This window comes from Novilysobacter longmucuonensis (assembly GCF_046600735.1).
Taxonomy (GTDB): domain Bacteria; phylum Pseudomonadota; class Gammaproteobacteria; order Xanthomonadales; family Xanthomonadaceae; genus Novilysobacter_A; species Novilysobacter_A longmucuonensis.
Map to the genome: position 1 here is coordinate 132,188 of NZ_JBJMAW010000006.1, position 20,395 is coordinate 152,582.

The window sequence follows — 20,395 nt, forward strand, 5'->3', positions numbered from 1 at the left end:
GCGGGCGCGCCGATGATCGCCCGCCGATCAGGAGGGTTCTCCAATGTCCCACCACCGAGCCGAACATCGCAGCCAGGAAGTGAACCGCTGCATCGACGATTGCACCCAGTGTCACGCGATCTGCCTGGAGACCATCAACTACTGCCTGGGCAAGGGCGGCAAGCACGCCGAGGCCCGGCACATCGCGCTGATGGCCACCTGCGCCGACGTCTGCGCGACCTGCGCCGATGCCATGCTGCGTGGCACGCAGGTGCACGGCGTGATCTGCGGCGCCTGCGCGAAGGTGTGCCGCCAGTGCGCCGACTCCTGCGCGGCCATGGGCGATGACCCCGAGATGCAGCGCTGCGTCGACATCTGCCGTCGCTGCGCCGAAAGCTGCGGAAGCATGAAGCAGTAGCACAACCCCTGTAGGAGCGGCTTCAGCCGCGATCGGCAACCGGTTGCAAGAGGTGCGCTAGAAAGGGCCGAGATGCCGGTCACCTGACTGGCGGTCGCGGGCATGGCCCGCTCCTACAGGTGTGTGCATCGCGAGATGCTCGGGCTTGGGAAAAAGTACTCTGGACAGGGCAGGCATGGACCGACCTCGCCGTCGGCGTCGCCGTTGCGGGAGTCGCACTGAAGGGCGGTATCGACATCCTGCACGACGCCCACCACGAGACGGACAAACACAAGGAGCACGCCGACAAGTGATGCCTGCTGCAGCGGCACCGTCGGTATCCGCGCCTGGAGGCGCGGCAGCGGCGGGCTGATGATGGCGCCGGCATCAACATCGCGACGTTCGTGATGATGTTGCGGGCGGTCATCCCGGCAGGTCCGCACGTCGCTTCGGACGCCCGGGCGAGCCGAGGCGCCAGGCACGTTGACAGCCGTTTAGAACGCGGTCACGGCGACGAATGCAGCCCGGGACGAGTCCGGCACGCTCTGGCAGCCCGCGAGCAGCAGCACAGCTGCGATCAGCACTGCCGGTCGCCGGGTGAGGCACAGGGTCGTCATCCCTGCGGGCTCTCCGCCACCTCCTGGCAATACTGCCGCAGGTGCTCGGGGAGGTCGGGCGGGCAGACGCCGCAAGCACGATTGCCGGGCACCGCGTGGTCGATGAATTTCGGATACGGCAGGTCGAGGTTCGCCATGAGCTCGACGAAATCCTCCAGCGTGCGATCGGCGCCGAGCCGTGGATTGCGCTGCTTCTCCTGCGCGATGCTGGACACCCGGCGGCCCTGGTAGTCATGCGCGGGATACACCAGCATTTCGCCCGGCAGGCCGAACAGTTTGCCGCGCACGCTTTCGAACAGCGCGTGCGAATCGCCGCTCTGGAAGTCGGTGCGGCCGCAGCCGTCGATCAGCAGGGCATCGCCGGTGAACACGCGGTCACCGGCGATGATCGCGAAGTGGTTGTCGGTATGGCCTGGCGTGTGCATCGGATCGAGCTGCAGCCCCCCGACGTGCAGCGGGACGCCGTCCTCGACCCCCACGTCCGCACACGGCAGCGAATCGAGCGCCGGATTCGCAATGCGGCTGCCGACTTCGCGCCTGAGCAGCGAGGCCGAGGTGATGTGATCGGCGTGGATGTGCGTGTCGAGCGTCATGACGAGCCGCAGGCCGAGGTCGTTGACCGCTTCGAGGTCGCGCTGCCAGGCGGGCATCACCGGGTCGACCAGCACGGCCTCGCCGGTTTCCGCGCAGCCCAGCAGGTAGGTGTAGGTAGAGGACACCGGCTCGAACAGTTGCCGAAAGATCATAGGCCGGGTCATGTTCATCGCGTGGCCTCCTCTCGCTGCACAAGTGCGACGACGGCCGGCTCCAGCGCCGCGAGTCCGGCGGCACGGCCGCGCTCGAGCGCGACATCGAGCGGGCGGCCGCGGTTGAGCGCTTCGTCCAGCGCCACCAGTGCTCCCGCGCGGTTGGAACTCGCGCAGTGGATCAGGACGCCGCCTTCGCCGCGTGCCTCGTCGAGCATGCGTCCGAAGCGCTGGACACGCTGGCGGTCGAGGTCGCCCGCGCCAGTGATCGGCAGAGACCTGTAGCGCATGCCGAGCCGTGCCGCTTCGGCCGATTCGTCGTAGTCCACTGTTTCACCGGGCGCGCGCAGGTCGGTCACCGTGCGCACGCCGTCGTGTGCGAGTTGCGCGAGCTCCTCAAGGGTGGGCTGTCCACCCGCGAAGGGTGGGCGTCATCGAAGGGAAGGGGCGAGGTCATGTGTCCTCCTGTTGGGGATGTCGGAACGTGGGCGGCGGCGTCACAGCCAGCCGAGTTCGAGTCCGGTGCGGTACAGCATGTAAAGCGCGACCACGACGATCAGGCTGGCGAGCACGAGGTTGAGCGCGCCCTTGCGGTCGGCTCCGGGCGGCAATCGACTCAGGGTCGGGGGTGCCGATCGCTCCGTAGATACTTGATCAGCGCGACGACGGCCAGCACCAGAAAAATGATGAGCAGCACGCCCAGCAACACGCAGCCGGCCATCATCCAGCCGCCCATCATGCCTTCACTCATCATCCCGGGACCGGGGCCCTGGCTGGCATGCGCAGCACCCGAGAGCAGGGCGAACCACGCCAGTAACAACGATGCATTCAACAGTTTCATGATCTTGTCTTCCTGTTGGGCAAGCACTCCGCTCGCTTTGATAGCTGACCGCGCCCACTGTGATCTCGAAGTGAGGTGTGAGCTGACACTTCAGTACAGCGCGGCGATCAGCGGACAGGACACGTCGCCTCTATGTGCGTGGCACTCCTTGACCAGCCTGGAAAGAGCCGACTCCATGCGCCTGAGGTCCTTCAGGCGGGCCCGGACATCGGTCAGGCGCAGCATGGCCAGTTCAGAGGCTTCACTGCAATGGGTGCCATCGGCCAGTTTCAGCAGCTGTGCGACTTCGTCCAGGGTGAACCCAAGCCGCTGCGCCGATTTTACGAACCTGACCCGCGCGACGTCCGCTGCGCCATAACGACGGATGCCGCCAGGCGGCTTTTCCGGTTCGATCAGCAGCCCTTTGCGCTGATAGAACCGGAGCGTTTCGACGGTGACTCCTGCTGCTTTCGCGAACGCGCCGATGGCCAGGTTTTCCGGACGTGACATGAGGCTTGACTCCGTACTTGACTACGGAGATATCGTAGCGCAACTGACCGATATCGGAAATAAAGGAACCCCTTGGACGAATCTCCCAAAGGTCGCAACGCGCTGGCCGCCGGCGGCATCGCGGCGATCCTTGCGTCCACCTGCTGCCTCGGGCCGCTGGTGCTGGTCACGCTCGGCTTCAGCGGGGCATGGATCGGCAATCTGTCGGCACTGGATCCGTACCGTCCGCTTTTCATCGGCGCGGCGCTGATCGCGCTGTGGTTCGCCTATCGCGGCATTTTCCGGCCGATGTCGGCCTGCCAACCGGGGAAAACCTGCTCCGTGCCCGCGGTCAGGAGGGCCTACAAAATCCTTTTCTGGATCGTGGGTGCTCTGGTGCTGGTCGCGCTGGCGTTTCCCTACGTGGTGCCGCTGTTCTACTGAAAGCCGTTCTATTGAAACAGGAGAGTCGCATGAAAAAGTTCGCCATCCTCATCGCCCTGGCAGCCGCTTTCAGCACGCCCGCCTGGGCCGCAACCCGGACCGTCACCCTGTCGGTGCCCGGCATGACCTGTGCCACCTGTCCGCTTACGGTGAAAGCGGCACTCGGCAAGGTGGAGGGTGTGCTCGAGGCCAAGGTCACCTGGGAGCCCAAGGAAGCGGTGGTGACGTACGACGACGCTAGGACCGACGTCGGCGCGTTGACCGAGGCGACCCGGAACGTCGGCTATCCCTCCACCGTCAAGCCTTGAGACGGCACATGGCCGAACCGACCGCACTACAAGGTGACGACATGACCTGCGCGTCATGCGTCGATCCTGTCGAAAACAGCCCGCTGCGCGTGGCGATCATCGGCAGTGGCGGTGCCGCAATGGCGGCGGCGCTGAAGGCCGTCGAACAAGGCGCGCAGGTCACCCTGGTCGAGCGCGGCATCCTCGGCGGGACCTGCGTCAACGTCGGCTGCGTGCCGTCCAAGATCATGATCCGCGCCGCCCACATTGCCCATCTGCGCCGCGTAAGTCCGTTCGATAGCGGCATTGAAGCATCGCTGCCGAAGATCCGGCGCGACCGGCTGCTGGCCCAACAGCAGGCGCGCGTGGATGAACTGCGGCGCGCCAAGTACGAAGGCATCCTGGACGGCAATCCGGCGATCACCGTGCTGCGGGGCGAAGCGAGTTTCCAGGACGATCATCGCCTGCTCGTGCGCCTGACCGATGGCGGCGAGCGTACGGTGGCGTTCGATCGCTGCCTGATCGCCACCGGTGCCAGTGCGGCGGTGCCGCCAATCTCCGGCTTGAGCGACACGCCGTACTGGACCTCCACCGAGGCCCTGGCGAGCGAGATCCTGCCGGCCCGGCTTGGGGTCATCGGCTCGTCGGTGGTGGCGGTAGAGCTGGCCCAGGCGTTCGCGCGGCTGGGCAGCCAGGTCACGATCCTGGCGCGCAACACTCTGCTCTCCCGGGACGATCCGGCCGTCGGCGAGGCGCTCGCCGATGCCTTCCGCGCAGAAGGGATCGAAGTGCTGGAACACACGTCGGTCCACCGCGTCCGTCATGCGGACGGGGAATTCACGCTGACCGCCGGGCATGGCGAGGTGCGCGCCGATCAATTGCTCGTGGCGACCGGACGCGCGCCCAATACACAAAACCTGGAACTGGACGCGGCGGGCGTGGTGGTCGATGCGCGGGGTGCCATCGCCATCGATCCAGGCATGCGGACCAGTGCGCCGCACATCTATGCCGCCGGCGATTGCACCGATCAGCCCCAGTTCGTCTACGTGGCCGCGGCCGCCGGCACCCGCGCGGCACTCAACATGACCGGCAGCGACGTCGTGCTCGACCTGGCCGCCATGCCGGCGGTCGTATTCACCGATCCGCAGGTCGCCACGGTGGGCTACAGCGAGGCGCAAGCGCAGCGCGACGGCATCCAGACCGACGCCCGCCTGCTCAACCTGGACAACGTCCCGCGTGCGATCGTGAACTTCGACGTGCGTGGCTTCATCAAGGTAGTGGCCGAGGCCGGCACTGGCCGCCTGCTCGGTGTCCAGGCCGTAGCACCTGAAGCTGGAGAATTGATCCAGACCGCCGCGATGGCATTGCGGGCGGGAATGACCGTGCACGACCTGGCCGATCAACTGTTCCCGTATCTGACGATGGTGGAGGGTCTGAAGCTCGCGGCACAGACATTCACCAGGGATGTCTCGCAGTTGTCGTGCTGCGCCGGCTGATGGCCAGCTCGGCCCGCACACGGTCACTGGCGCGTCTCGCACATAGGTCTCGGGAATAACAGCCGCCAGGGTCATCAGCAACGAGCCGCCAGCGTTATGGAGAGCTGCCATGTTGAAACAGTACGATCTCGTGGTGATCGGTACAGGGACCGCCGCCCTGGTTGCGGCCACGCGCGTACGCGCCGCGGGTTGGCGCGTTGCCGTCGTCGATTACCGCCCTTTCGGCGGCACCTGCGCCTTGCGGGGCTGCGATCCCAAGAAAATGCTGGTCGGTGGAGCGCGCGCCGCCGATCACGCACGTCGGATGCAGGGCAAAGGCGTGGCCGGAGACGTCAAGATCGATTGGTCCGAACTGATGGCGTTCAAACGTGGCTTCACCGATCCCGTCCCGGCCAAACATGAACAGAGATACCGCGAAAAGGGGATCGACACCTACCATGGTCGAGCCCGGTTTACGGGACCGAACACGATCGAAGTCGGTGACGAGTCGCTGGACGCCAAACACGTATTGATCGCGTCGGGCGCGGAGCCGATCGAGCTGGGTATTGCTGGCGAAGAGTGCCTGATCACCAGCGAAGAGTTTCTTGCCCTGCCGATGTTGCCGAAGCGGATCGCGCTCGTGGGCGGCGGCTATATCGCTGCCGAGTTCTCGCACATCGCGGCTCGCGCCGGTGCGCACGTGACCGTCTTTCAGCGCGGCCCACGCCTGTTGAACGGATTCGATTCCGACCTCGTCGGCTGGCTGATGGACTCGTTCGACACCATCGGTGTGGATGTGCGTCTGCAAACCACGGTCACTGCGATCGAAAAAACCGACAGCGGCTACCGCGTGCAATGCACCTCGCACGATCAGACCTGGGCGGTCGACGCCGATCTGGTCGTGCATGCGGCGGGCAGAGCGCCTGCACTCGAATCGCTTGACCTCGAAGCGGCCGGACTTGCGCACGAGCACGGTCGCCTCGCCCTCAACGAGTACCTGCAGAGCGTGTCCAATCCTGCGGTCTTTGCGGCGGGCGACGCAGCCCAGGCAGGGCCGCCGTTGACGCCTGTGTCGAGCCACGATGCGAAGGTGGTGGTCGCCAACCTCCTTCATGGAAACCATCGTCGGCCGGACTACCGCGGCGTCCCGAGCGTGGTTTTCACGATCCCGCCCATGGCGACCGTTGGCCTGACCGAAGCCAAGGCTCGCGAAAGAGGATTGAAGTTCACAGTGAAGTCGCAACGGACCTCGGACTGGTTCACTGCACGCCAGGCGGCAGAACCGGTCTACGGGTTTTCAGTACTGGTCGAGGAGGATAGCGGCCAGATTCTGGGCGCCCACCTCGTTGGTCCGCATGCGGACGAGGTTATCAACCTCTTCACGCTCGCGATCCGCCACGGGCTTACAGCAGCCGATCTGAAGAGCACGATGTTCGCGTACCCAACAGGTGCGTCCGACATTGGTGCCATGGTTTGAGAACGTGTCGCCACCGACGAGGCCGCTACTATCTATGAAGTGCATGCTCGCGGCGTCAGCCTTGGCTCGGCGCGTTGGGCTTGGGCCCAGTGTGTCGCACGCCTAGCCGTACCGGATGTTCAGCCTTCACGCCCCGCTACGGCGGCACGGAGTGTAGAATGCCGCGCATGACCCGCCGTGGCCGCCACCGCATGCGTATCGCCCTCGTGGTGATCCTGAGCCTGCTGTTTCAGCAGGTCGCGGTGGCTGCGTACGCCTGCACGCTAACCCGCATGCCGTCCGATCCGGTCGCCATGACCGAGGCTTGCGAGCAGATGGGCATCAAGCAAGTCGAGCAGTCTCCGGTGTTGTGCGCCAAACATTGCGCGCCGGACCTGTCGATTGCCGCCGATCACGCCGCCCCCCCGGGTGTGCCGGCACTGGCGCTGCCGCCGGTCGCGTTCGACCTCGTGCTGGAACAGCACGTATCGCATGTGATGGTCACGGAGGTACCGGTCGCCAGATCGGATCCTCCGGCGCGTCTGCGCTACTGCAGCTTGTTGATCTAGACCCCGAACGACGTCGTGAATCACGCCGGCGCAATGTGCGCCTCGCGTTGCTGACGCTTTCGTTCCGGAGGTTCCATGCTGTTCCATACCCAGACTGTCTGTGTTGCGCGCTCGCTTGCTCGCGCGACCAGGATGTGCCCGCTGATCTTGCTGTTGGCGGTCCCGCTTGCGGCCTTCGCCGCGCCACCTGTGCTTTCGCTGGAAGAGGCGACCCGCCTCGCGGTCGAGCGCGCCCCGTTGCTCGATGCGCGCCGATCTCAGATCGAGGCGGCGCAGCAGGAGTCGCGCCGCGCCGGCGCCCTGCCCGACCCGACCCTGGCCGTCGGCATCGACAATATGCCGGTCACCGGCACCGATGCGTTCGATGTCCAGGCCGACTTCATGACCATGAAGCGCATCGGCCTGCGCCAGGAGGTTCCAGCGCGTGCCAAGCGGGAGGCGCGCCGTTCGCTGGCGGCGCGCAATATCGACCAGGCCCAGGCCGATGCCCAGGCGGAGCATCTCCAGGTGCGCCGCGAGACTGCCGGCGCCTGGATCGATCTATGGGCCACACAGCGCGAACTGCACGAGCTGATGGCCCTGCGCGAGGAAACCGAGCTGGCCAGCCGGCTCGCCCGTGCACGTGTGTCCGGCGGGACCGAGCCGGTGGCCGACGCGCTGGCAGCCGAGGCGGCGTTGCTGGAGTTGGACAACCGCATCGAAGCGGCTCGCGCGTCCGAGACGGCGGCGCAGGTGGAACTGGCGCGCTGGCTCGGCGACGGCACGCTGCTGTTTACCGATGAGGCGCCCGACTTCACCGCTTTGCCTGTGTCGGAAGCCCAACTGTTGGCCGCGCTGGACCGGCTGGGACCGCTGCTGCCGACCACGGCGGAAATCGAGACCGCGGCCGCCGCGGTGGATCTTGCGCGCGCGGAGAAGCGTCCGGACTGGAGCGTCGCCGCCTCCTACGGCCAGCGCGGTGGCGATCGCAGCGACATGGTGATGCTGGAGTTCGGGATCGAGCTGCCGCTGTTCACCCGCAACCGGCAGGACCGCGGCGTTGCCGCCCGCCAGGCCGAATACCAGGCGACGCTGGCGATGCGGGAGGACCTGCGCCGCCAGCAGGCGGCCCGGATCCGCGCCGATGTTGCGCGATGGGAAGGCTTCAAGGCGCAAGTAGCGCGTGACCGGAATGCATTGCTGCCGCTGGCGCGGGATCGCACCGCGACCGCTCTGGCGGCCTACCGGGCTGGCGCTCCGGTGCGGCCGTGGCTGGATGCCCGGCGCGACGAGCTCGACATCCTGATCGACCACACACAACGCCTGCAGGGGCTTGGACGTGCCTGGGCGGCGCTTGCCTATCTGCTTCCGGAGGAGCCGCAGCGATGAACTTCAACAATCGCACTCTCATCATCGCGCTTTCACTTGCCATCCTGGCAGGCGGCATCGGCGTGGGCTACTGGTGGGCAAGCCAGTCATCCGCGCCGCCCGCTTCCGGCGCCGCCGCCGACGGCGTGGCCCCTGCCACCGAGCAGGAGGTCCTGTACTGGTATGACCCGATGGTGCCGGGCCAGCATTTCGACCAGCCGGGCCCGTCGCCGTTCATGGACATGGAACTGGTGCCCAAGTACGCCGATGAAGCGACCGCGAGCGGCATCAGCATCGCCCCGGGCACACGTCAGAACCTCGGCATCCGCACCGTGGAGGTAGAGCGCGGCAGTCTCGCCGGCACCGTCAGCGTGCCCGGCACGATCGGCTGGGACCTGCGGCAGGAGCACGTCGTCAGTGCGCGGGTCGATGCGGTGGTCGATCGCCTGTTCGTCAAGGCGCCGTACCAACCGGTCCGTGCCGGCGAGCCGCTGGCGACGATCCTGGCCCCGGCGTGGAGCAGCGCACTGGCCGAAGCCCGGGCGCTGGGCCAGGCCGATTCGGCCTCGGCGCAGGCGCTGCAATCGGCCGCGCGCGAACGGCTGCAGGTACTGGGACTACCGCCGGGTGCAACGACGCGCGATGGCCGCATCGTCCTGACCTCACCGGTCGACGGCGTGGTCAGCGAAATCGGCGTGCGCGAAGGCCAGGCGGCGCCAACCGGCATGCTGCTGTTCCGCGTCAACGGCACCGACACGGTGTGGCTGGAAGCGGCGATCCCGCAGGCTGCCGTTGGCGCCATCGTGCCCGGCACCCCGGTCGAGGCGCGCGTGAGCACCATGCCCGGACGCGTGTTCGAGGGGCGCGTGGAAACCCTGCTGCCGCAGATCGAAACCGGCAGCCGCACGCAGCAGGCGCGGATCGTGCTCGACAACCCCGATGGCGTGCTGGCACCGGGCATGTTCGCGCAGATCACGTTGCAGCCGGTCGATGGGGCGCAACAGCCGCTGGTGCCGTCGGATGCCGTGATCGGCGCGGGCAACGAGGCGCGCGTGATCCTGATGGACCAGGAGGGTCGCTTCCGGCCGGTGGCGGTGCAGACCGGGCGCAGCGGCGGCGGTTTCACCGAAATCCTGTCGGGCCTGGAGGGCGGTGAGCAGGTGGTGGCGTCGGGGCAGTTCCTGATCGACTCGGAGGCAAACCTGTCCGGCGCACTGGAGCGCCTGGGCACTGCCTCGGGCCAGGACGACGCGGCCAGCGACGCCGCACCTGACTCGAGCATGCCTGACTCGAGCACGCCCGGGCCCGGGATGCCGGACATGGATGGCATGCCCGGAATGGACGGTGCCGACGACGCGGATGATGCGGCCGAACCGGCGCCCGAAGCGGCTTCGTCGACCGACGTGCCCGCCGCCGCGGAGCCGACTCCATGATCGCCGCAATCATCCGCGCGTCGATCGCCAACCGCGTCATCGTACTGTTCGCTGCGCTGCTGCTGACGGTATGGGGAGTCCTGTCGGTCTTCCGTACCCCTCTGGACGCGTTGCCCGACCTGTCCGACACCCAGGTCATCATCCGGACCGAATGGCCCGGACAGACCCCGCGCATCGTCGAGGACCAGGTCACCTACCCGCTGACCACGACGATGCTGTCGGTGCCGGGCGTCAAGGACGTGCGTGGCTATTCGTTCTTCGGCGATTCGTACGTCTACGTGCTGTTCGACGACGACACCGACCTGTACTGGGCGCGCTCGCGCGTGCTGGAGTATCTGAGCCAGGCGCGTGACAGCCTGCCCGAGGGGATCACGCCGTCGCTCGGCCCCGACGCGACCGGGCTGGGCTGGGTGTACCAGTACGCGCTGGTCGATCGTACCGGCGCGCACGACCTGGGCGAGCTGCGCTCGCTGCAGGACTGGTTCCTGCGTTACGAGCTCAAGACCATTCCCGACGTGGCCGAGGTCGCCAGTATCGGCGGCATGGTGCAGGCCTGGCAGGTCGTGCCGGATCCGCAGGCGCTCGCCGCCCGCGGCATCGGCGTCGCGCAACTGGTCGAGGCGATCCGCGCCGCCAACGGCGCCACCGGCGGTTCGGTGATCGAGCTGGCCGAGGCCGAGCTGATGGTCCGCAGCGAAGGCTATCTGCAAACCCGCGAGGACTTCGAGAACGTGCCGGTCACCACCGGTGGCGTGCCGGTGCTGCTGGATGAAGTGGCACGGGTCGTACGCGGCCCGACCCTGCGCCGCGGCATCGCCGAACTCGACGGCGAGGGCGAGGTCGTCGGCGGCATCATCGTGCTGCGCTCGGGCAAGAACGCGCTGGACGCGATCGATGCGGTCAAGGCCAAGCTCGCCCAGTTGCAGGACAGCCTGCCGCCGGGGGTCGAGGTGGTGCCGGTGTACGACCGCTCCGGGCTGATCCTGGATGCCGTGAACAACCTCGCGGGCAAGCTGGCCCAGGAGTTCCTCATCGTCGCGCTGGTCTGCGTGTTGTTCCTGTGGCACGTGCGCTCGGCGCTGGTCGCGGTGATCAGCCTGCCGCTGGGCGTGCTCGCCGCGTTCATCGTGATGCGCTACCAGGGCATCAGCGCGAACCTGCTGTCGCTGGGCGGCATCGCCATCGCGATCGGCGCGATGGTCGATGCGGCGGTGGTGATGATCGAGAACGCACACAAACATCTGGAAGAGTTTCGCGAACGCAACGCACGCGATCCCAAGGGCCTGGAACGATGGCAACTGATGGGGGAGTCGGCCAGCGAAGTCGGGCCGGCGCTGTTCGTCAGCCTGCTGGTGATCACCCTGTCATTCGTCCCGGTGTTCTCGCTGCAGGCGCAGGAGGGCCGGCTGTTCTCGCCATTGGCATTCACCAAGACCTATTCGATGGCGGCCGCGGCCATGCTGTCGATCACGCTGGTCCCGGTGCTGATGGGTTACCTGATCCGCGGGCGCATCCGTCCGGAGCGCGACAACCCGGTCAATCGCGGGCTGATCAAGGCCTACCGTCCGGTCCTGGAAGCCGTGCTGCGGCGTCCGCGCATGACCCTGGCGCTGACCGGCACGGTGCTGCTTCTCAGCCTGCTGCCGCTGTTGAAACTGGGCAGCGAGTTCATGCCGCCGCTCAACGAGGGCACCTTGCTGTACATGCCGACCGCGCTGCCCGGGCTGTCGGCCGGCAAGGCCGCGCAACTGCTGCAGCAGACCGACCGCATGCTCAAGACCGTGCCCGAGGTCGCGCACGTGTTCGGCAAGGCCGGGCGCGCCGATACCGCGACCGATCCGGCGCCGCTGGTGATGTTCGAGACCACGATCACGTTCAAGCCGCAAAGTGAATGGCGCCCCGGCATGACCATGGAGAAGCTGCAGCAGGAGCTGGACGCGGCGGTGCAAGTGCCGGGCCTGACCAACCTGTTCGTGCCGCCGATCCGCAACCGCATCGACATGCTCGCCACCGGTATCAAGAGCCCGATCGGCATCAAGATCTTCGGCCCGGATACCGAGGTGCTGGCGAGCCTCGGCGACAGGATCGAACAGGTCGCGCGAACGGTGCCCGGCGTGAGCTCCGCGGTGGCCGAGCGCATCGCCGGCGGTCGCTATCTCGATGTCGAGGTCAGACCGCAGGCGGCAGCGCGCTACGGGTTCACTCAGGCCGATGTGCAGCGGCTGGTCGCCACCGTCGTCGGAGGCCAGCCGATCGACCAGACCATCCAGGGCCGCGAACGCTATCCGGTGCTGGTGCGCTACCCACGCGCACTCCGCGACTCGCCCTCGGAGCTGGCGCAGCTGCCGCTGGTTGCACCTGGCGGCGTGCAGCTGACTTTGGGGCAAGTGGCAGAGGTGTCGTATACGACCGGCCCGCCGATGCTGAAGAGCGACAACGCCCGGCTGGCCAGCTATGTCTACGTCGATGTCGCCGATCGCGATCTCGGCTCGGTGGTCGAGGACCTGCAGCAGGCCATCGCCGCGGAGGTGCCGTTGCCGGCCGGCTATTCGCTGGGTTGGTCGGGCCAGTACGAATACCTGCAGCGCGCGAGCGAGCGCCTGCGGGTGGTGATCCCGGCGACGCTGCTGATCATCTTCGGCCTGATATGGCTGGTGTTCCGGCGCGCGTCGGAGGCAGGGATCATCATGCTCAGCCTGCCGTTCGCACTGATCGGCGGCTTGTGGCTGATCTGGCTGCTGGGCCATGCGATTTCGGTCGCTACCCTGATCGGGTTCATCGCGCTCGCGGGCGTGGCCGCCGAGTTCGGCATCATCATGCTGCTGTACCTGCGCCAGGCCTGGGAGCGCCAGCTGGCGGCCAACCCGCAGGCCGGCGAGGCCGAACTTGACGCCGCCATCCGCGAAGGTGCGGTACAACGCGTCCGGCCCAAGGCGATGACCGTGGCGGTGATCCTGGCCGGTCTGCTGCCGATCCTGATCGGCGGCGGCGCCGGCTCGGAGGTCATGCAACGCATCGCCGCGCCAATGGTCGGCGGCATGCTCAGCGCGCCGCTGTTGTCGATGTTGGCAATCCCGGCGGCCTATCGCTGGCTGCGCCGACGCGAACTGGTTCGCAACCGCTCCAACGCCGGCTCCATCAGCCGGACTCCACCGATCCCGACTCCATAGATCCCGCTCCACAAACCCCAGGAGAACCACATGAAGACCCTGACCACGTACACGATGACCGCGCTGCTTGCACTCGGGCTGCTCGCCGGCTGCTCACCAGAGGCCGACGAGCAGAACCTGGCAGCGCCTGATGCAGCGGCACCGGCCGCGCCGGCGCCCGGCGCCGATGGCATGCAGGGCATGCAGCGCGACAACGCCGGCACGACCAGTGCATCGACCACCGGCACCGTGCAGGCCGTCGATGCCTCCGCCGGCACCATCACCATCGACCATGGCCCCGTCGACGCACTGCAATGGCCTGCGATGACGATGACGTTCCAGGCGCCCGGGATCGATCTGGGCTCGATCGAGCCGGGCGACGAGGTGTCGTTCGAGTTCACCTCGACCGGCATGGACGGCACGATCACCTCGATCTCAAGCCAGTAGGTACGCGCGCAGGCGTGCAGGCCTGGCGAGCGGGTGATGAACTGCCTGGCTCCGGCGCGGTAGACCTGCGAAGAGGTCCTGCCGCGCCGCGTCCTCCGCAGAAGGGAAGTGCGCCTGCCCGTTCCGGTCTCCGACCATCGGAAACAACGAAGCCCGCCAGTGGCGGGCTTCGTTGCAGAAACGAGATGGCGTCCCCAAGGGGATTCGAACCCCTGTCGCCGCCGTGAAAGGGCAGTGTCCTAGGCCTCTAGACGATGGGGACGCGGAAAACTCAGCCCTTTTGCGACTGCCTTTCACGCAGTCGGGCCTGACACGTTCCAGCGAGATGGTGGAGCCAGGCGGGATCGAACCGCCGACCTCTACAATGCCATTGTAGCGCTCTCCCAGCTGAGCTATGGCCCCACGTGCTGGAAAGTCGACAAGCTTAAGCAGCGATTTCCGGATCGTCAAGCGCTCTTTTTGTTTCGCGCGGAATTTCCCCCGCGAACCCCAACGTGCCGACGCCGTGCCCGCGCTCGGCCAGGTATTCGAGCCATTTGCCCAGGAACGTGTTCATTCGCAGGCGGTGGCCGAACAGCCGTGCGGGCGGCGGATACATGCCGATGACGTCCTGCCAGCGGCGGCCGATGTAGCAGTGCGTGGCTTCCACCTGGCGCGCATCGTTGTACAACCGCAGGTAGGCCGACGGGTCGGGCTCGCCGGTCTGCGGATCGGTCATCGCGTAGCTCAGCCGGAGCTCGGTCGTGTAGCGATGTTGCTCGATGACATCGAGATGCAGGTCTAGCTGGTCATCGACCTGCGACAGATATCGTCCCGGAGCCAGCTTCGCTGGTGCGAACAGACGCTCGATGCGCGCGTGGTTCTCGGCATACAGGCCCATCAACCAGCCGAGGCGGGACAGGCGCGGAATGCGGGCGGTGCGGGTGGCAAGCGAATTCATGGCCCGATGCTACACGCGCCGGCGGCGGCGCGGCAGCATTGACGAACGTCCTGCGACGCGCATAACTTTATGGTTCAGCGTTGGTCGAGATCAACGCTTCCGTAGGAGCGCCCCATGGGCGTGATGTTCTTCGATCAGACGATGCGAAAGCATCGCGCCCATGGGGCGCTCCTACAACACAGCGCGCATGGCGAGCCGGCTTCAGAACATCTCGCGCTGGATGCCCAATGAGGTCAGCACCTTGCTGGAGATTTCCTCGATCGAGGTGTGCGTGGTGCTCAGCGTCGGAATGCGTTCGGCGCGGAACATCATTTCCGCCGCCGCGACCTCGCGCTTGCAGGTCTCCAGCTTGGCATAGCGCGAATCCGGACGGCGCTCCTGCCGGATCTGCTGCAGGCGCACCGGGTCGATGGTCAGCCCGAACAGCTTGTTGCGAAACGGCCGCAGGCGCGGCGGCAGCCGGTCGTGCTCGAGGTCTTCCTCGGTCAGCGGATAGTTGGCCGCGCGCACGCCGTAGTGCAGCGCCAGGTAGACGCAGGTCGGGGTCTTGCCGGCGCGCGACACCGCCACCAGGATCAGGTCGGCGTCGCTGTAGTCGATGCTGGCGCCGTCGTCGTGGCTGAGCGCGTAGTTCATCGCATTGATGCGGCGATGGTATGTGTCGAAATCGATCAGCCCATGGGCCCGGCCGACGGTGTGCTGGCGGCTCTCGCCGAACTCCTGCTCCAGCGGCTCGATGAAAGGCGCGAACACGTCCAGCATCAGCGCGCCGCTCTCGGCCAGCGCCGCGCTGACGTTGCCATCCATGCACGAGTTGATGACCACCGGCCGCACGCCGTGCAGTTCGGCCGCGGCGCGGATGCGCACGGCGGCTTCACCGGCACGTTCGATGGAGTCCACGAACGCGATGCGGTCGCTGACGAAACGCGTAGTGGTGAACTGGGTCAACAGGCTGTGGCCGATCGTCTCGGCGGTGATGCCGGTACCGTCGGAAATGTAGAAAACCGGACGCAAGCCCGTCATCGAATCACCTCGCAATATGTACCTGCGGATTACTCCGCAGGCCTGCCTCCAGATAGGAAAAAGCCCGCCGGATCAAGCTTGTAAGCACCCGACGCAACAGCGATCATAGCCGCTTGGCCGCGCCCGCAAACGCCGTGTCCACCGCAGCCGGCATATTCTCGCGCCACATCGCTCCCTGCCCTCGCCCCCCGATATTGCTGCCCCCACGGAGATCGCCCGCCTTGAACGAGAACATCCTCTGGCTGCACGCGCTGCGCCTCAACGACCTGGCCCGCGTCGGCGGCAAGAACTCCTCGCTCGGCGAGATGATCGGCAACCTCGCGAAACTCGGCGTATCGGTACCGGGCGGCTTCGCCACCACGGCCGAGGCATTCAAGGACTTCATCGCCCACAACGATCTGCATCAGCGGATCTTCGATCGCCTGGCTCCGCTGGATGTCGAGGATGTCGGGGCATTGGCTGCGGCCGGCACCGAGATCCGCAATTGGGTGATCGCCGCGCCATTGCAGCCGCAACTCGACCAGGACATCCGCACCGCCTATCGCCAGCTGTGCCAGGACAACGCCAGCGCCGGCTCCAACGGCAACGACGTCGCGGTGGCGGTACGCTCTTCGGCCACCGCCGAGGATCTGCCGGATGCGTCGTTTGCCGGGCAGCAGGAAACCTTCCTCAATGTCACCGGCGAGGACGACGTGGTGGTCAAGGTCAAGGAAGTCTTCGCCAGCCTCTACAACGACCGCGCGATCGCCTACCGCGTGCACCACGGCTTCAAGCACGAGGACGTGTTCCTGTCGGCCGGCGTGCAGTTGATGGTCCGGTCCGACGTCGGTGCCTCCGGCGTGCTGTTCACGCTCGATACCGAGTCCGGCTTCCGCGACGTGGTGTTTGTGACCTCCAGCTACGGGCTCGGCGAAATGGTCGTGCAGGGCGCGGTCAATCCCGACGAGTTCTACGTCTACAAGCCCACCCTGCAGCAGGGCAAGCCGGCGATCCTGCGGCGCACGATCGGCGCCAAGCAGCTGCGCATGGTCTACTCCGACCAGCCCGGCGAGCGCGTGCGCACCGAGGAGACCCCGGCCGAGCTGCGCAACACCTTCTCGCTGAGCGATGAGGACGTGCACGAGCTGTCGCGGCAGGCGCTGGTGATCGAGCAGCACTACGGCCGCCCGATGGACATCGAGTGGGCGCGGGACGGCGTCAGCGGAAAGCTCTTCATCGTGCAGGCGCGCCCGGAGACGGTGAAGTCGCGCGGCAAGGCCACCCAGATCGAGCGCTTCCAGCTCGGCGAGCGCGGCCCGGTGATCTGCGAGGGCCGCGCGATCGGCCAGAGGATCGGCAGCGGCGTCGCGCGCGTGGTGCGCAACCTCAATGACATGAGTCGCGTGCAGCCCGGCGACGTACTGGTCGCCGACATGACCGACCCCGACTGGGAGCCGGTGATGAAGCGTTCGGCGGCGATCGTGACCAACCGCGGTGGCCGCACCTGCCACGCCGCGATCATCGCGCGCGAGCTGGGCGTGCCGGCGGTGGTCGGCACCGGCAACGGGCTGGACACGATCCGCGACGGCCAGACGGTCACCATCAGCTGCTGCGAGGGCGACACCGGCTTCATCTACGACGGTGCCCTGCCCTTCGAGCGCCATACCGCCGACCTGCAGAAGATGCCGCCGGCGCCGCTCAAGGTGATGATGAACGTCGCCAACCCGGAGCGCGCGTTCGATTTTGCGATGCTGCCCAACGCCGGCGTCGGACTGGCGCGGCTGGAGATGATCATCGCCAGCCACATCGGCATCCACCCCAAGGCGCTGCTGGAGTATGCGCAACAGGATGCAGCGACCAAGCAGAAGATCGACGCGCGCATTGCCGGTTACGGTGATGACCCGGTCGACTTTTACGTCGACCGGCTGGCCGAGGGCATTGCCACGATCACCGCTGCGTTCGCACCCAACCCGGTGATCGTGCGGCTGTCGGACTTCAAGTCGAACGAATACGCCAACCTGATCGGCGGCGCGCGCTACGAGCCGCACGAGGAGAACCCGATGATCGGGTTTCGCGGTGCCAGCCGCTACGTCGATCCCAGCTTCACCGACGCGTTCGCGCTGGAGTGCCGCGCGGTCCTGAAGGTGCGCGAGCAGATGGGCCTGACCAATTGCTGGGTCATGATCCCGTTCGTGCGCACCCTGGAGGAAGGCCGCAAGGTGGTCGAGGTGCTGCGTGCCAACGGGCTGGAACAGGGCAAGGACGATCTCAAGATCATCATGATGTGCGAATTACCGTCCAATGCCCTGCTCGCCGACGAGTTCCTCGATATCTTCGACGGCTTCTCGATCGGCTCCAACGACCTGACCCAGCTGACCCTCGGGCTGGACCGCGATTCGGCACTGGTGTCCAGCCTGTTCGACGAGCGCGACCCCGCGGTCAAGAAGCTGCTGTCGATGGCGATCTCGACCGCCCGCGCCAAGGGTAAGTACGTCGGCATCTGCGGCCAGGGACCCAGCGATCACCCTGACCTGGCCGAATGGCTGATGGACCAGGGCATCGACTCGGTGTCGCTGAACCCCGACACGGTGGTTGATACCTGGTTGCGGCTTGCGAAGGCGAAGGCTGGCTAATCGAGTAGAGGGAGGCCGTATGGACTGGTTAAGCAACCTGGAAGCGGGCAGTTGGCAGGCAATCGCGATGACCTGGGGCGCGAAGGTGCTCGGCGGGTTGTTGATCCTGCTGATCGGGCTGCGTGTCGCCACGTGGGTTTCGGGACTGGCCGAGAAGGCACTCACCCGGTCTCGCGTCGAGGCGACCGCGGTGCTGTTCCTGCGAAAGGTGGCCTATGTGCTGCTGGTGGTGGTGCTGATTCTGGCGGTGCTGCAGTTCATCGGCATTCCGATGACCTCGATGATCGCGGTGCTCGGTGCCGCCGGCCTGGCGATCGGCCTGGCATTGAAGGATTCGTTGTCCAACATCGCGTCCGGCGTGATGCTGGTGACGCTCAAGCCCTTCCGCGTCGGCAATATCGTCACCGTCGGCGGGCAGACCGGCCTGGTCGAGTCGGTCAGCATCTTCCAGACGGTGCTGCGCGGCCCCGACAACCAGACCATCGTGCTGCCCAACAGCCTGGTCACCACCGACTCGATCATCAACCTGACCCCGGACGTTAGGCGTCGCATTGAGCTGGTGATCGGCATTGCCTACAACAGCGATATCGACGCCGCGCGTGCGGCGGCGCTGGAGCTGATGCACGGCGACGAGCGGGTGCTGGAGGACCCGGCGCCCGACGTGCTGGTCTATGCGCTGGGCGACAACAGCGTCGATCTCGGCATCCGCTGCCACGTCGCCAATGCCGACTTTTTCGTGACCAAGTGCGAATTGACCGAACGCATCAAGAAGTGCTTCGACGCGATCGGCGTCAACATCCCGTTCCCGCAGCGCGATGTGCACGTCTATCACCACGACGCCCGCGACGGCAGCATCATCGACCCGCGACTGCTGAGCCCCCAGGCCGCCAACCAGATCGAAGGCGGCTGAAGCCCGACGCCCCTGTAGGAGCATCGCAATGGCGAGTCTCGCGTGCCAGTCGGTCCGCTGGACGGCAACTGATCGCGGCTGAAGCCGCTCCTACAGGTGCTGTGGCGCGGTCAATCCTCGACCGGATGCAGGCCGCTCAACTGGCCCATGAAATACCGGTAGTGCCGCAACTCCGCAATCGAGTCCTGCACGTCGCTCAACGCCGTGTGCTTGGATTCCTTGCCGGCGCCGGCCAGCACTTCCGGCGCCCAGCGTCGGGCGAGTTCCTTGACGGTACTGACGTCGAGGTTGCGGTAGTGGAAGTGTTTTTCCAGTTGCGGCATCTGCCGGTGCAGGAAGCGCCGGTCCTGGCAGATCGAGTTGCCGCAGATCGGCGAGGTATTGGCCGCCACCCACTTGCCGAGGAATGCGAGCGTGCGCTGCTCGGCCTCGGCCATTGCCACGCCTTGCTCCAGCACCCGCTGCCATAATCCGGACTTGCGATGCTGGTTGCGGTTCCATTCGTCCATCGCCTCCAGCGTCTGCAGCGAATGCGCGATGGCCAGTTCAGGACCCTCGGCCAGCACCTCGAGGTTGGCATCGGTCACCACCGTGGCGATCTCGAGGATCGAGTCCCGGTCGGTGTCCAGTCCGGTCATCTCAAGGTCGATCCAGATAAGCCGGTGCTCGGCCCCAGTCCTTTGCATTGATGGCTCGCTGTCTTGTCGGTGTCGCGGCATGATAGCCCACGCCCCGCGACTGCCACGAGCGATCCGATGTTCCAGAATGCACACTACGCAATCCTCACCGCGATGCTGGCGCCGGCGTTTTTCCTGACCGCCACCGCATCGCTGCTGCTGTCGGCCAACAACCGGCTGGCGCGCGTGGTCGACCGGCTGCGCGGTTTGCTGCGCGAGCTTGAGGACGGCAAGGACGATGACGAGCATATCCTGCGGATCGAGCGCCGAATCCGGATCCAGCGGCGTCGCTCCAACCTGATCCTGCGTGGCAGCCAGTTGCTCTACGGGTCGATCAGTTTCTTCGTCGGCACCAGCCTGACGGTCGCGATCGACGCATTCCTCGACTACCGGCTCGGGTACATGCCGACGGCATTGGCGGTGCTGGGCGTGCTGACCATGTTTGCCGCGAGCCTAAGCCTGTCGCGCGAAGCCGCGCTCGCGGTGGCCGCGCTCAACGAGGAAATGGACCACGCCCACGAGCGCGCACGCGCCATGCTCGACAAGAGCTGAGCATGCTCGACCAGAGCTGATCATGC

Annotated in this window: 18 protein-coding genes, 2 tRNA genes and 2 pseudogenes; 12 read left to right on the plus strand and 10 right to left on the minus strand. The window is 66.5% G+C overall.

Annotated features, from left to right (window positions below):
• Positions 1 to 43 precede the first annotated feature (43 nt).
• Positions 44 to 397 (plus strand): four-helix bundle copper-binding protein, encoded by a 354-nt coding sequence (locus tag ACJQWM_RS08210; protein ID WP_332702334.1) that lies wholly within the window; start codon positions 44 to 46, stop codon positions 395 to 397.
• Between the two features lie 473 nt (positions 398 to 870).
• Here ACJQWM_RS08210 and ACJQWM_RS08215 read toward each other — a convergent pair whose 3' ends face one another.
• From ACJQWM_RS08215 to merR, 5 genes and pseudogenes are all read right to left on the minus strand, one after another.
• The gene (locus tag ACJQWM_RS08215; RefSeq protein ID WP_330970158.1) at positions 871 to 993 is read right to left on the minus strand and encodes a hypothetical protein; all 123 of its coding nucleotides are present in this window, start codon (positions 991 to 993) and stop codon (positions 871 to 873) included.
• Entirely contained in the window at positions 990 to 1,757 is a 768-nt protein-coding gene (locus ACJQWM_RS08220; RefSeq protein WP_332702337.1) for an MBL fold metallo-hydrolase, read from the minus strand. The genes ACJQWM_RS08215 and ACJQWM_RS08220 overlap by 4 nt, the downstream gene beginning before the upstream one ends.
• Positions 1,754 to 2,146 (minus strand): annotated as a pseudogene (locus ACJQWM_RS08225) (protein tyrosine phosphatase family protein); the annotation flags it as partial. The gene ACJQWM_RS08220 and the pseudogene ACJQWM_RS08225, both read right to left, overlap by 4 nt.
• Before the next feature lie 209 nt (positions 2,147 to 2,355).
• Positions 2,356 to 2,580 (minus strand): hypothetical protein, encoded by a 225-nt coding sequence (locus ACJQWM_RS08230; protein WP_332702339.1) that lies wholly within the window; start codon positions 2,578 to 2,580, stop codon positions 2,356 to 2,358.
• Positions 2,581 to 2,670: 90 nt separating this feature from the next.
• A complete protein-coding gene (merR, locus tag ACJQWM_RS08235; RefSeq protein ID WP_332702341.1) occupies positions 2,671 to 3,069 on the minus strand; it encodes a mercury resistance transcriptional regulator MerR in 399 nt (132 codons plus the stop codon).
• Positions 3,070 to 3,141: 72 nt separating this feature from the next.
• Here merR and merT point away from each other — a divergent pair, with 72 nt between their 5' ends.
• The 8 genes and pseudogenes from merT (at position 3,142) to ACJQWM_RS08280 (ending at position 13,655) form a co-directional block, all read left to right on the plus strand.
• The gene (merT, locus tag ACJQWM_RS08240; protein WP_332702343.1) at positions 3,142 to 3,492 is read left to right on the plus strand and encodes a mercuric ion transporter MerT; all 351 of its coding nucleotides are present in this window, start codon (positions 3,142 to 3,144) and stop codon (positions 3,490 to 3,492) included.
• A gap of 29 nt (positions 3,493 to 3,521) precedes the next feature.
• Positions 3,522 to 5,275 (plus strand): annotated as a pseudogene (gene merA, locus ACJQWM_RS08250) (mercury(II) reductase).
• Positions 5,276 to 5,384: 109 nt separating this feature from the next.
• Positions 5,385 to 6,731: a dihydrolipoyl dehydrogenase family protein gene (locus ACJQWM_RS08255; RefSeq protein WP_332702346.1), complete on the plus strand. Its 1,347-nt coding sequence runs from the start codon at positions 5,385 to 5,387 to the stop codon at positions 6,729 to 6,731.
• A 167-nt stretch (positions 6,732 to 6,898) separates the two neighbouring features.
• On the plus strand, positions 6,899 to 7,279 hold the full coding sequence (locus tag ACJQWM_RS08260) for a hypothetical protein (RefSeq protein ID WP_332702347.1): 381 nt from the start codon (positions 6,899 to 6,901) through the stop codon (positions 7,277 to 7,279).
• A 153-nt stretch (positions 7,280 to 7,432) separates the two neighbouring features.
• Entirely contained in the window at positions 7,433 to 8,647 is a 1,215-nt protein-coding gene (locus ACJQWM_RS08265) for a TolC family protein (protein ID WP_332702348.1), read from the plus strand.
• Entirely contained in the window at positions 8,644 to 10,059 is a 1,416-nt protein-coding gene (locus ACJQWM_RS08270; protein WP_332702349.1) for an efflux RND transporter periplasmic adaptor subunit, read from the plus strand. The genes ACJQWM_RS08265 and ACJQWM_RS08270 overlap by 4 nt, the downstream gene beginning before the upstream one ends.
• A complete protein-coding gene (locus tag ACJQWM_RS08275) occupies positions 10,056 to 13,229 on the plus strand; it encodes an efflux RND transporter permease subunit (RefSeq protein WP_332702350.1) in 3,174 nt (1,057 codons plus the stop codon). The genes ACJQWM_RS08270 and ACJQWM_RS08275 overlap by 4 nt, the downstream gene beginning before the upstream one ends.
• A gap of 30 nt (positions 13,230 to 13,259) precedes the next feature.
• Positions 13,260 to 13,655, plus strand: coding sequence for a copper-binding protein (locus ACJQWM_RS08280; protein ID WP_332702351.1), 396 nt, complete (start codon positions 13,260 to 13,262; stop codon positions 13,653 to 13,655).
• Between the two features lie 186 nt (positions 13,656 to 13,841).
• Here the strand turns inward: ACJQWM_RS08280 and ACJQWM_RS08285 are convergent.
• From ACJQWM_RS08285 to ppsR, 4 genes are all read right to left on the minus strand, one after another.
• Positions 13,842 to 13,917, minus strand: a tRNA-Glu gene (locus ACJQWM_RS08285).
• A gap of 64 nt (positions 13,918 to 13,981) precedes the next feature.
• Positions 13,982 to 14,057: transfer RNA gene (locus tag ACJQWM_RS08290), tRNA-Ala, on the minus strand.
• A gap of 22 nt (positions 14,058 to 14,079) precedes the next feature.
• Positions 14,080 to 14,595 (minus strand): DUF1249 domain-containing protein, encoded by a 516-nt coding sequence (locus ACJQWM_RS08295; RefSeq protein ID WP_332702352.1) that lies wholly within the window; start codon positions 14,593 to 14,595, stop codon positions 14,080 to 14,082.
• Positions 14,596 to 14,796: 201 nt separating this feature from the next.
• Positions 14,797 to 15,618 (minus strand): posphoenolpyruvate synthetase regulatory kinase/phosphorylase PpsR, encoded by an 822-nt coding sequence (gene ppsR / locus ACJQWM_RS08300; RefSeq protein ID WP_332702353.1) that lies wholly within the window; start codon positions 15,616 to 15,618, stop codon positions 14,797 to 14,799.
• Positions 15,619 to 15,839: 221 nt separating this feature from the next.
• Here ppsR and ppsA point away from each other — a divergent pair, with 221 nt between their 5' ends.
• Positions 15,840 to 18,230, plus strand: coding sequence for a phosphoenolpyruvate synthase (gene ppsA / locus ACJQWM_RS08305; RefSeq protein ID WP_332702354.1), 2,391 nt, complete (start codon positions 15,840 to 15,842; stop codon positions 18,228 to 18,230).
• 19 nt (positions 18,231 to 18,249) lie between these two features.
• A complete protein-coding gene (locus tag ACJQWM_RS08310; RefSeq protein WP_330970191.1) occupies positions 18,250 to 19,140 on the plus strand; it encodes a mechanosensitive ion channel family protein in 891 nt (296 codons plus the stop codon).
• Between the two features lie 110 nt (positions 19,141 to 19,250).
• On the opposite strand, the gene orn is transcribed toward ACJQWM_RS08310, so the two are convergent.
• Positions 19,251 to 19,826 carry an oligoribonuclease gene (gene orn, locus ACJQWM_RS08315; protein ID WP_332702356.1) on the minus strand — a complete coding sequence of 192 codons (576 nt, stop codon included), beginning with the start codon at positions 19,824 to 19,826 and terminating at the stop codon, positions 19,251 to 19,253.
• A 69-nt stretch (positions 19,827 to 19,895) separates the two neighbouring features.
• Between orn and ACJQWM_RS08320 the strand changes: the two genes are divergently transcribed.
• Positions 19,896 to 20,369: a DUF2721 domain-containing protein gene (locus tag ACJQWM_RS08320; RefSeq protein WP_330970079.1), complete on the plus strand. Its 474-nt coding sequence runs from the start codon at positions 19,896 to 19,898 to the stop codon at positions 20,367 to 20,369.
• Positions 20,370 to 20,395 lie beyond the last annotated feature (26 nt).

What these genes read in the sequence shown, in the direction of transcription:
- ACJQWM_RS08255 (WP_332702346.1), top strand. Translation starts at nt 5,385, where the DNA reads ATGTTGAAACAGTACGATCTCGTGGTGATCGGTACAGGGACCGCCGCC.
- orn (WP_332702356.1), bottom strand. Translation starts at nt 19,826, where the DNA reads ATGCAAAGGACTGGGGCCGAGCACCGGCTTATCTGGATCGACCTTGAG.
- ACJQWM_RS08210 (WP_332702334.1), top strand. Translation starts at nt 44, where the DNA reads ATGTCCCACCACCGAGCCGAACATCGCAGCCAGGAAGTGAACCGCTGC.
- ACJQWM_RS08310 (WP_330970191.1), top strand. Translation starts at nt 18,250, where the DNA reads ATGGACTGGTTAAGCAACCTGGAAGCGGGCAGTTGGCAGGCAATCGCG.
- ACJQWM_RS08270 (WP_332702349.1), top strand. Translation starts at nt 8,644, where the DNA reads ATGAACTTCAACAATCGCACTCTCATCATCGCGCTTTCACTTGCCATC.
- ACJQWM_RS08320 (WP_330970079.1), top strand. Translation starts at nt 19,896, where the DNA reads ATGTTCCAGAATGCACACTACGCAATCCTCACCGCGATGCTGGCGCCG.
- ACJQWM_RS08230 (WP_332702339.1), bottom strand. Translation starts at nt 2,580, where the DNA reads ATGAAACTGTTGAATGCATCGTTGTTACTGGCGTGGTTCGCCCTGCTC.
- ACJQWM_RS08280 (WP_332702351.1), top strand. Translation starts at nt 13,260, where the DNA reads ATGAAGACCCTGACCACGTACACGATGACCGCGCTGCTTGCACTCGGG.
- ACJQWM_RS08275 (WP_332702350.1), top strand. Translation starts at nt 10,056, where the DNA reads ATGATCGCCGCAATCATCCGCGCGTCGATCGCCAACCGCGTCATCGTA.
- ACJQWM_RS08215 (WP_330970158.1), bottom strand. Translation starts at nt 993, where the DNA reads ATGACGACCCTGTGCCTCACCCGGCGACCGGCAGTGCTGATCGCAGCT.
- ACJQWM_RS08220 (WP_332702337.1), bottom strand. Translation starts at nt 1,757, where the DNA reads ATGAACATGACCCGGCCTATGATCTTTCGGCAACTGTTCGAGCCGGTG.
- ACJQWM_RS08260 (WP_332702347.1), top strand. Translation starts at nt 6,899, where the DNA reads ATGACCCGCCGTGGCCGCCACCGCATGCGTATCGCCCTCGTGGTGATC.
- ACJQWM_RS08295 (WP_332702352.1), bottom strand. Translation starts at nt 14,595, where the DNA reads ATGAATTCGCTTGCCACCCGCACCGCCCGCATTCCGCGCCTGTCCCGC.
- ppsR (WP_332702353.1), bottom strand. Translation starts at nt 15,618, where the DNA reads ATGACGGGCTTGCGTCCGGTTTTCTACATTTCCGACGGTACCGGCATC.
- merR (WP_332702341.1), bottom strand. Translation starts at nt 3,069, where the DNA reads ATGTCACGTCCGGAAAACCTGGCCATCGGCGCGTTCGCGAAAGCAGCA.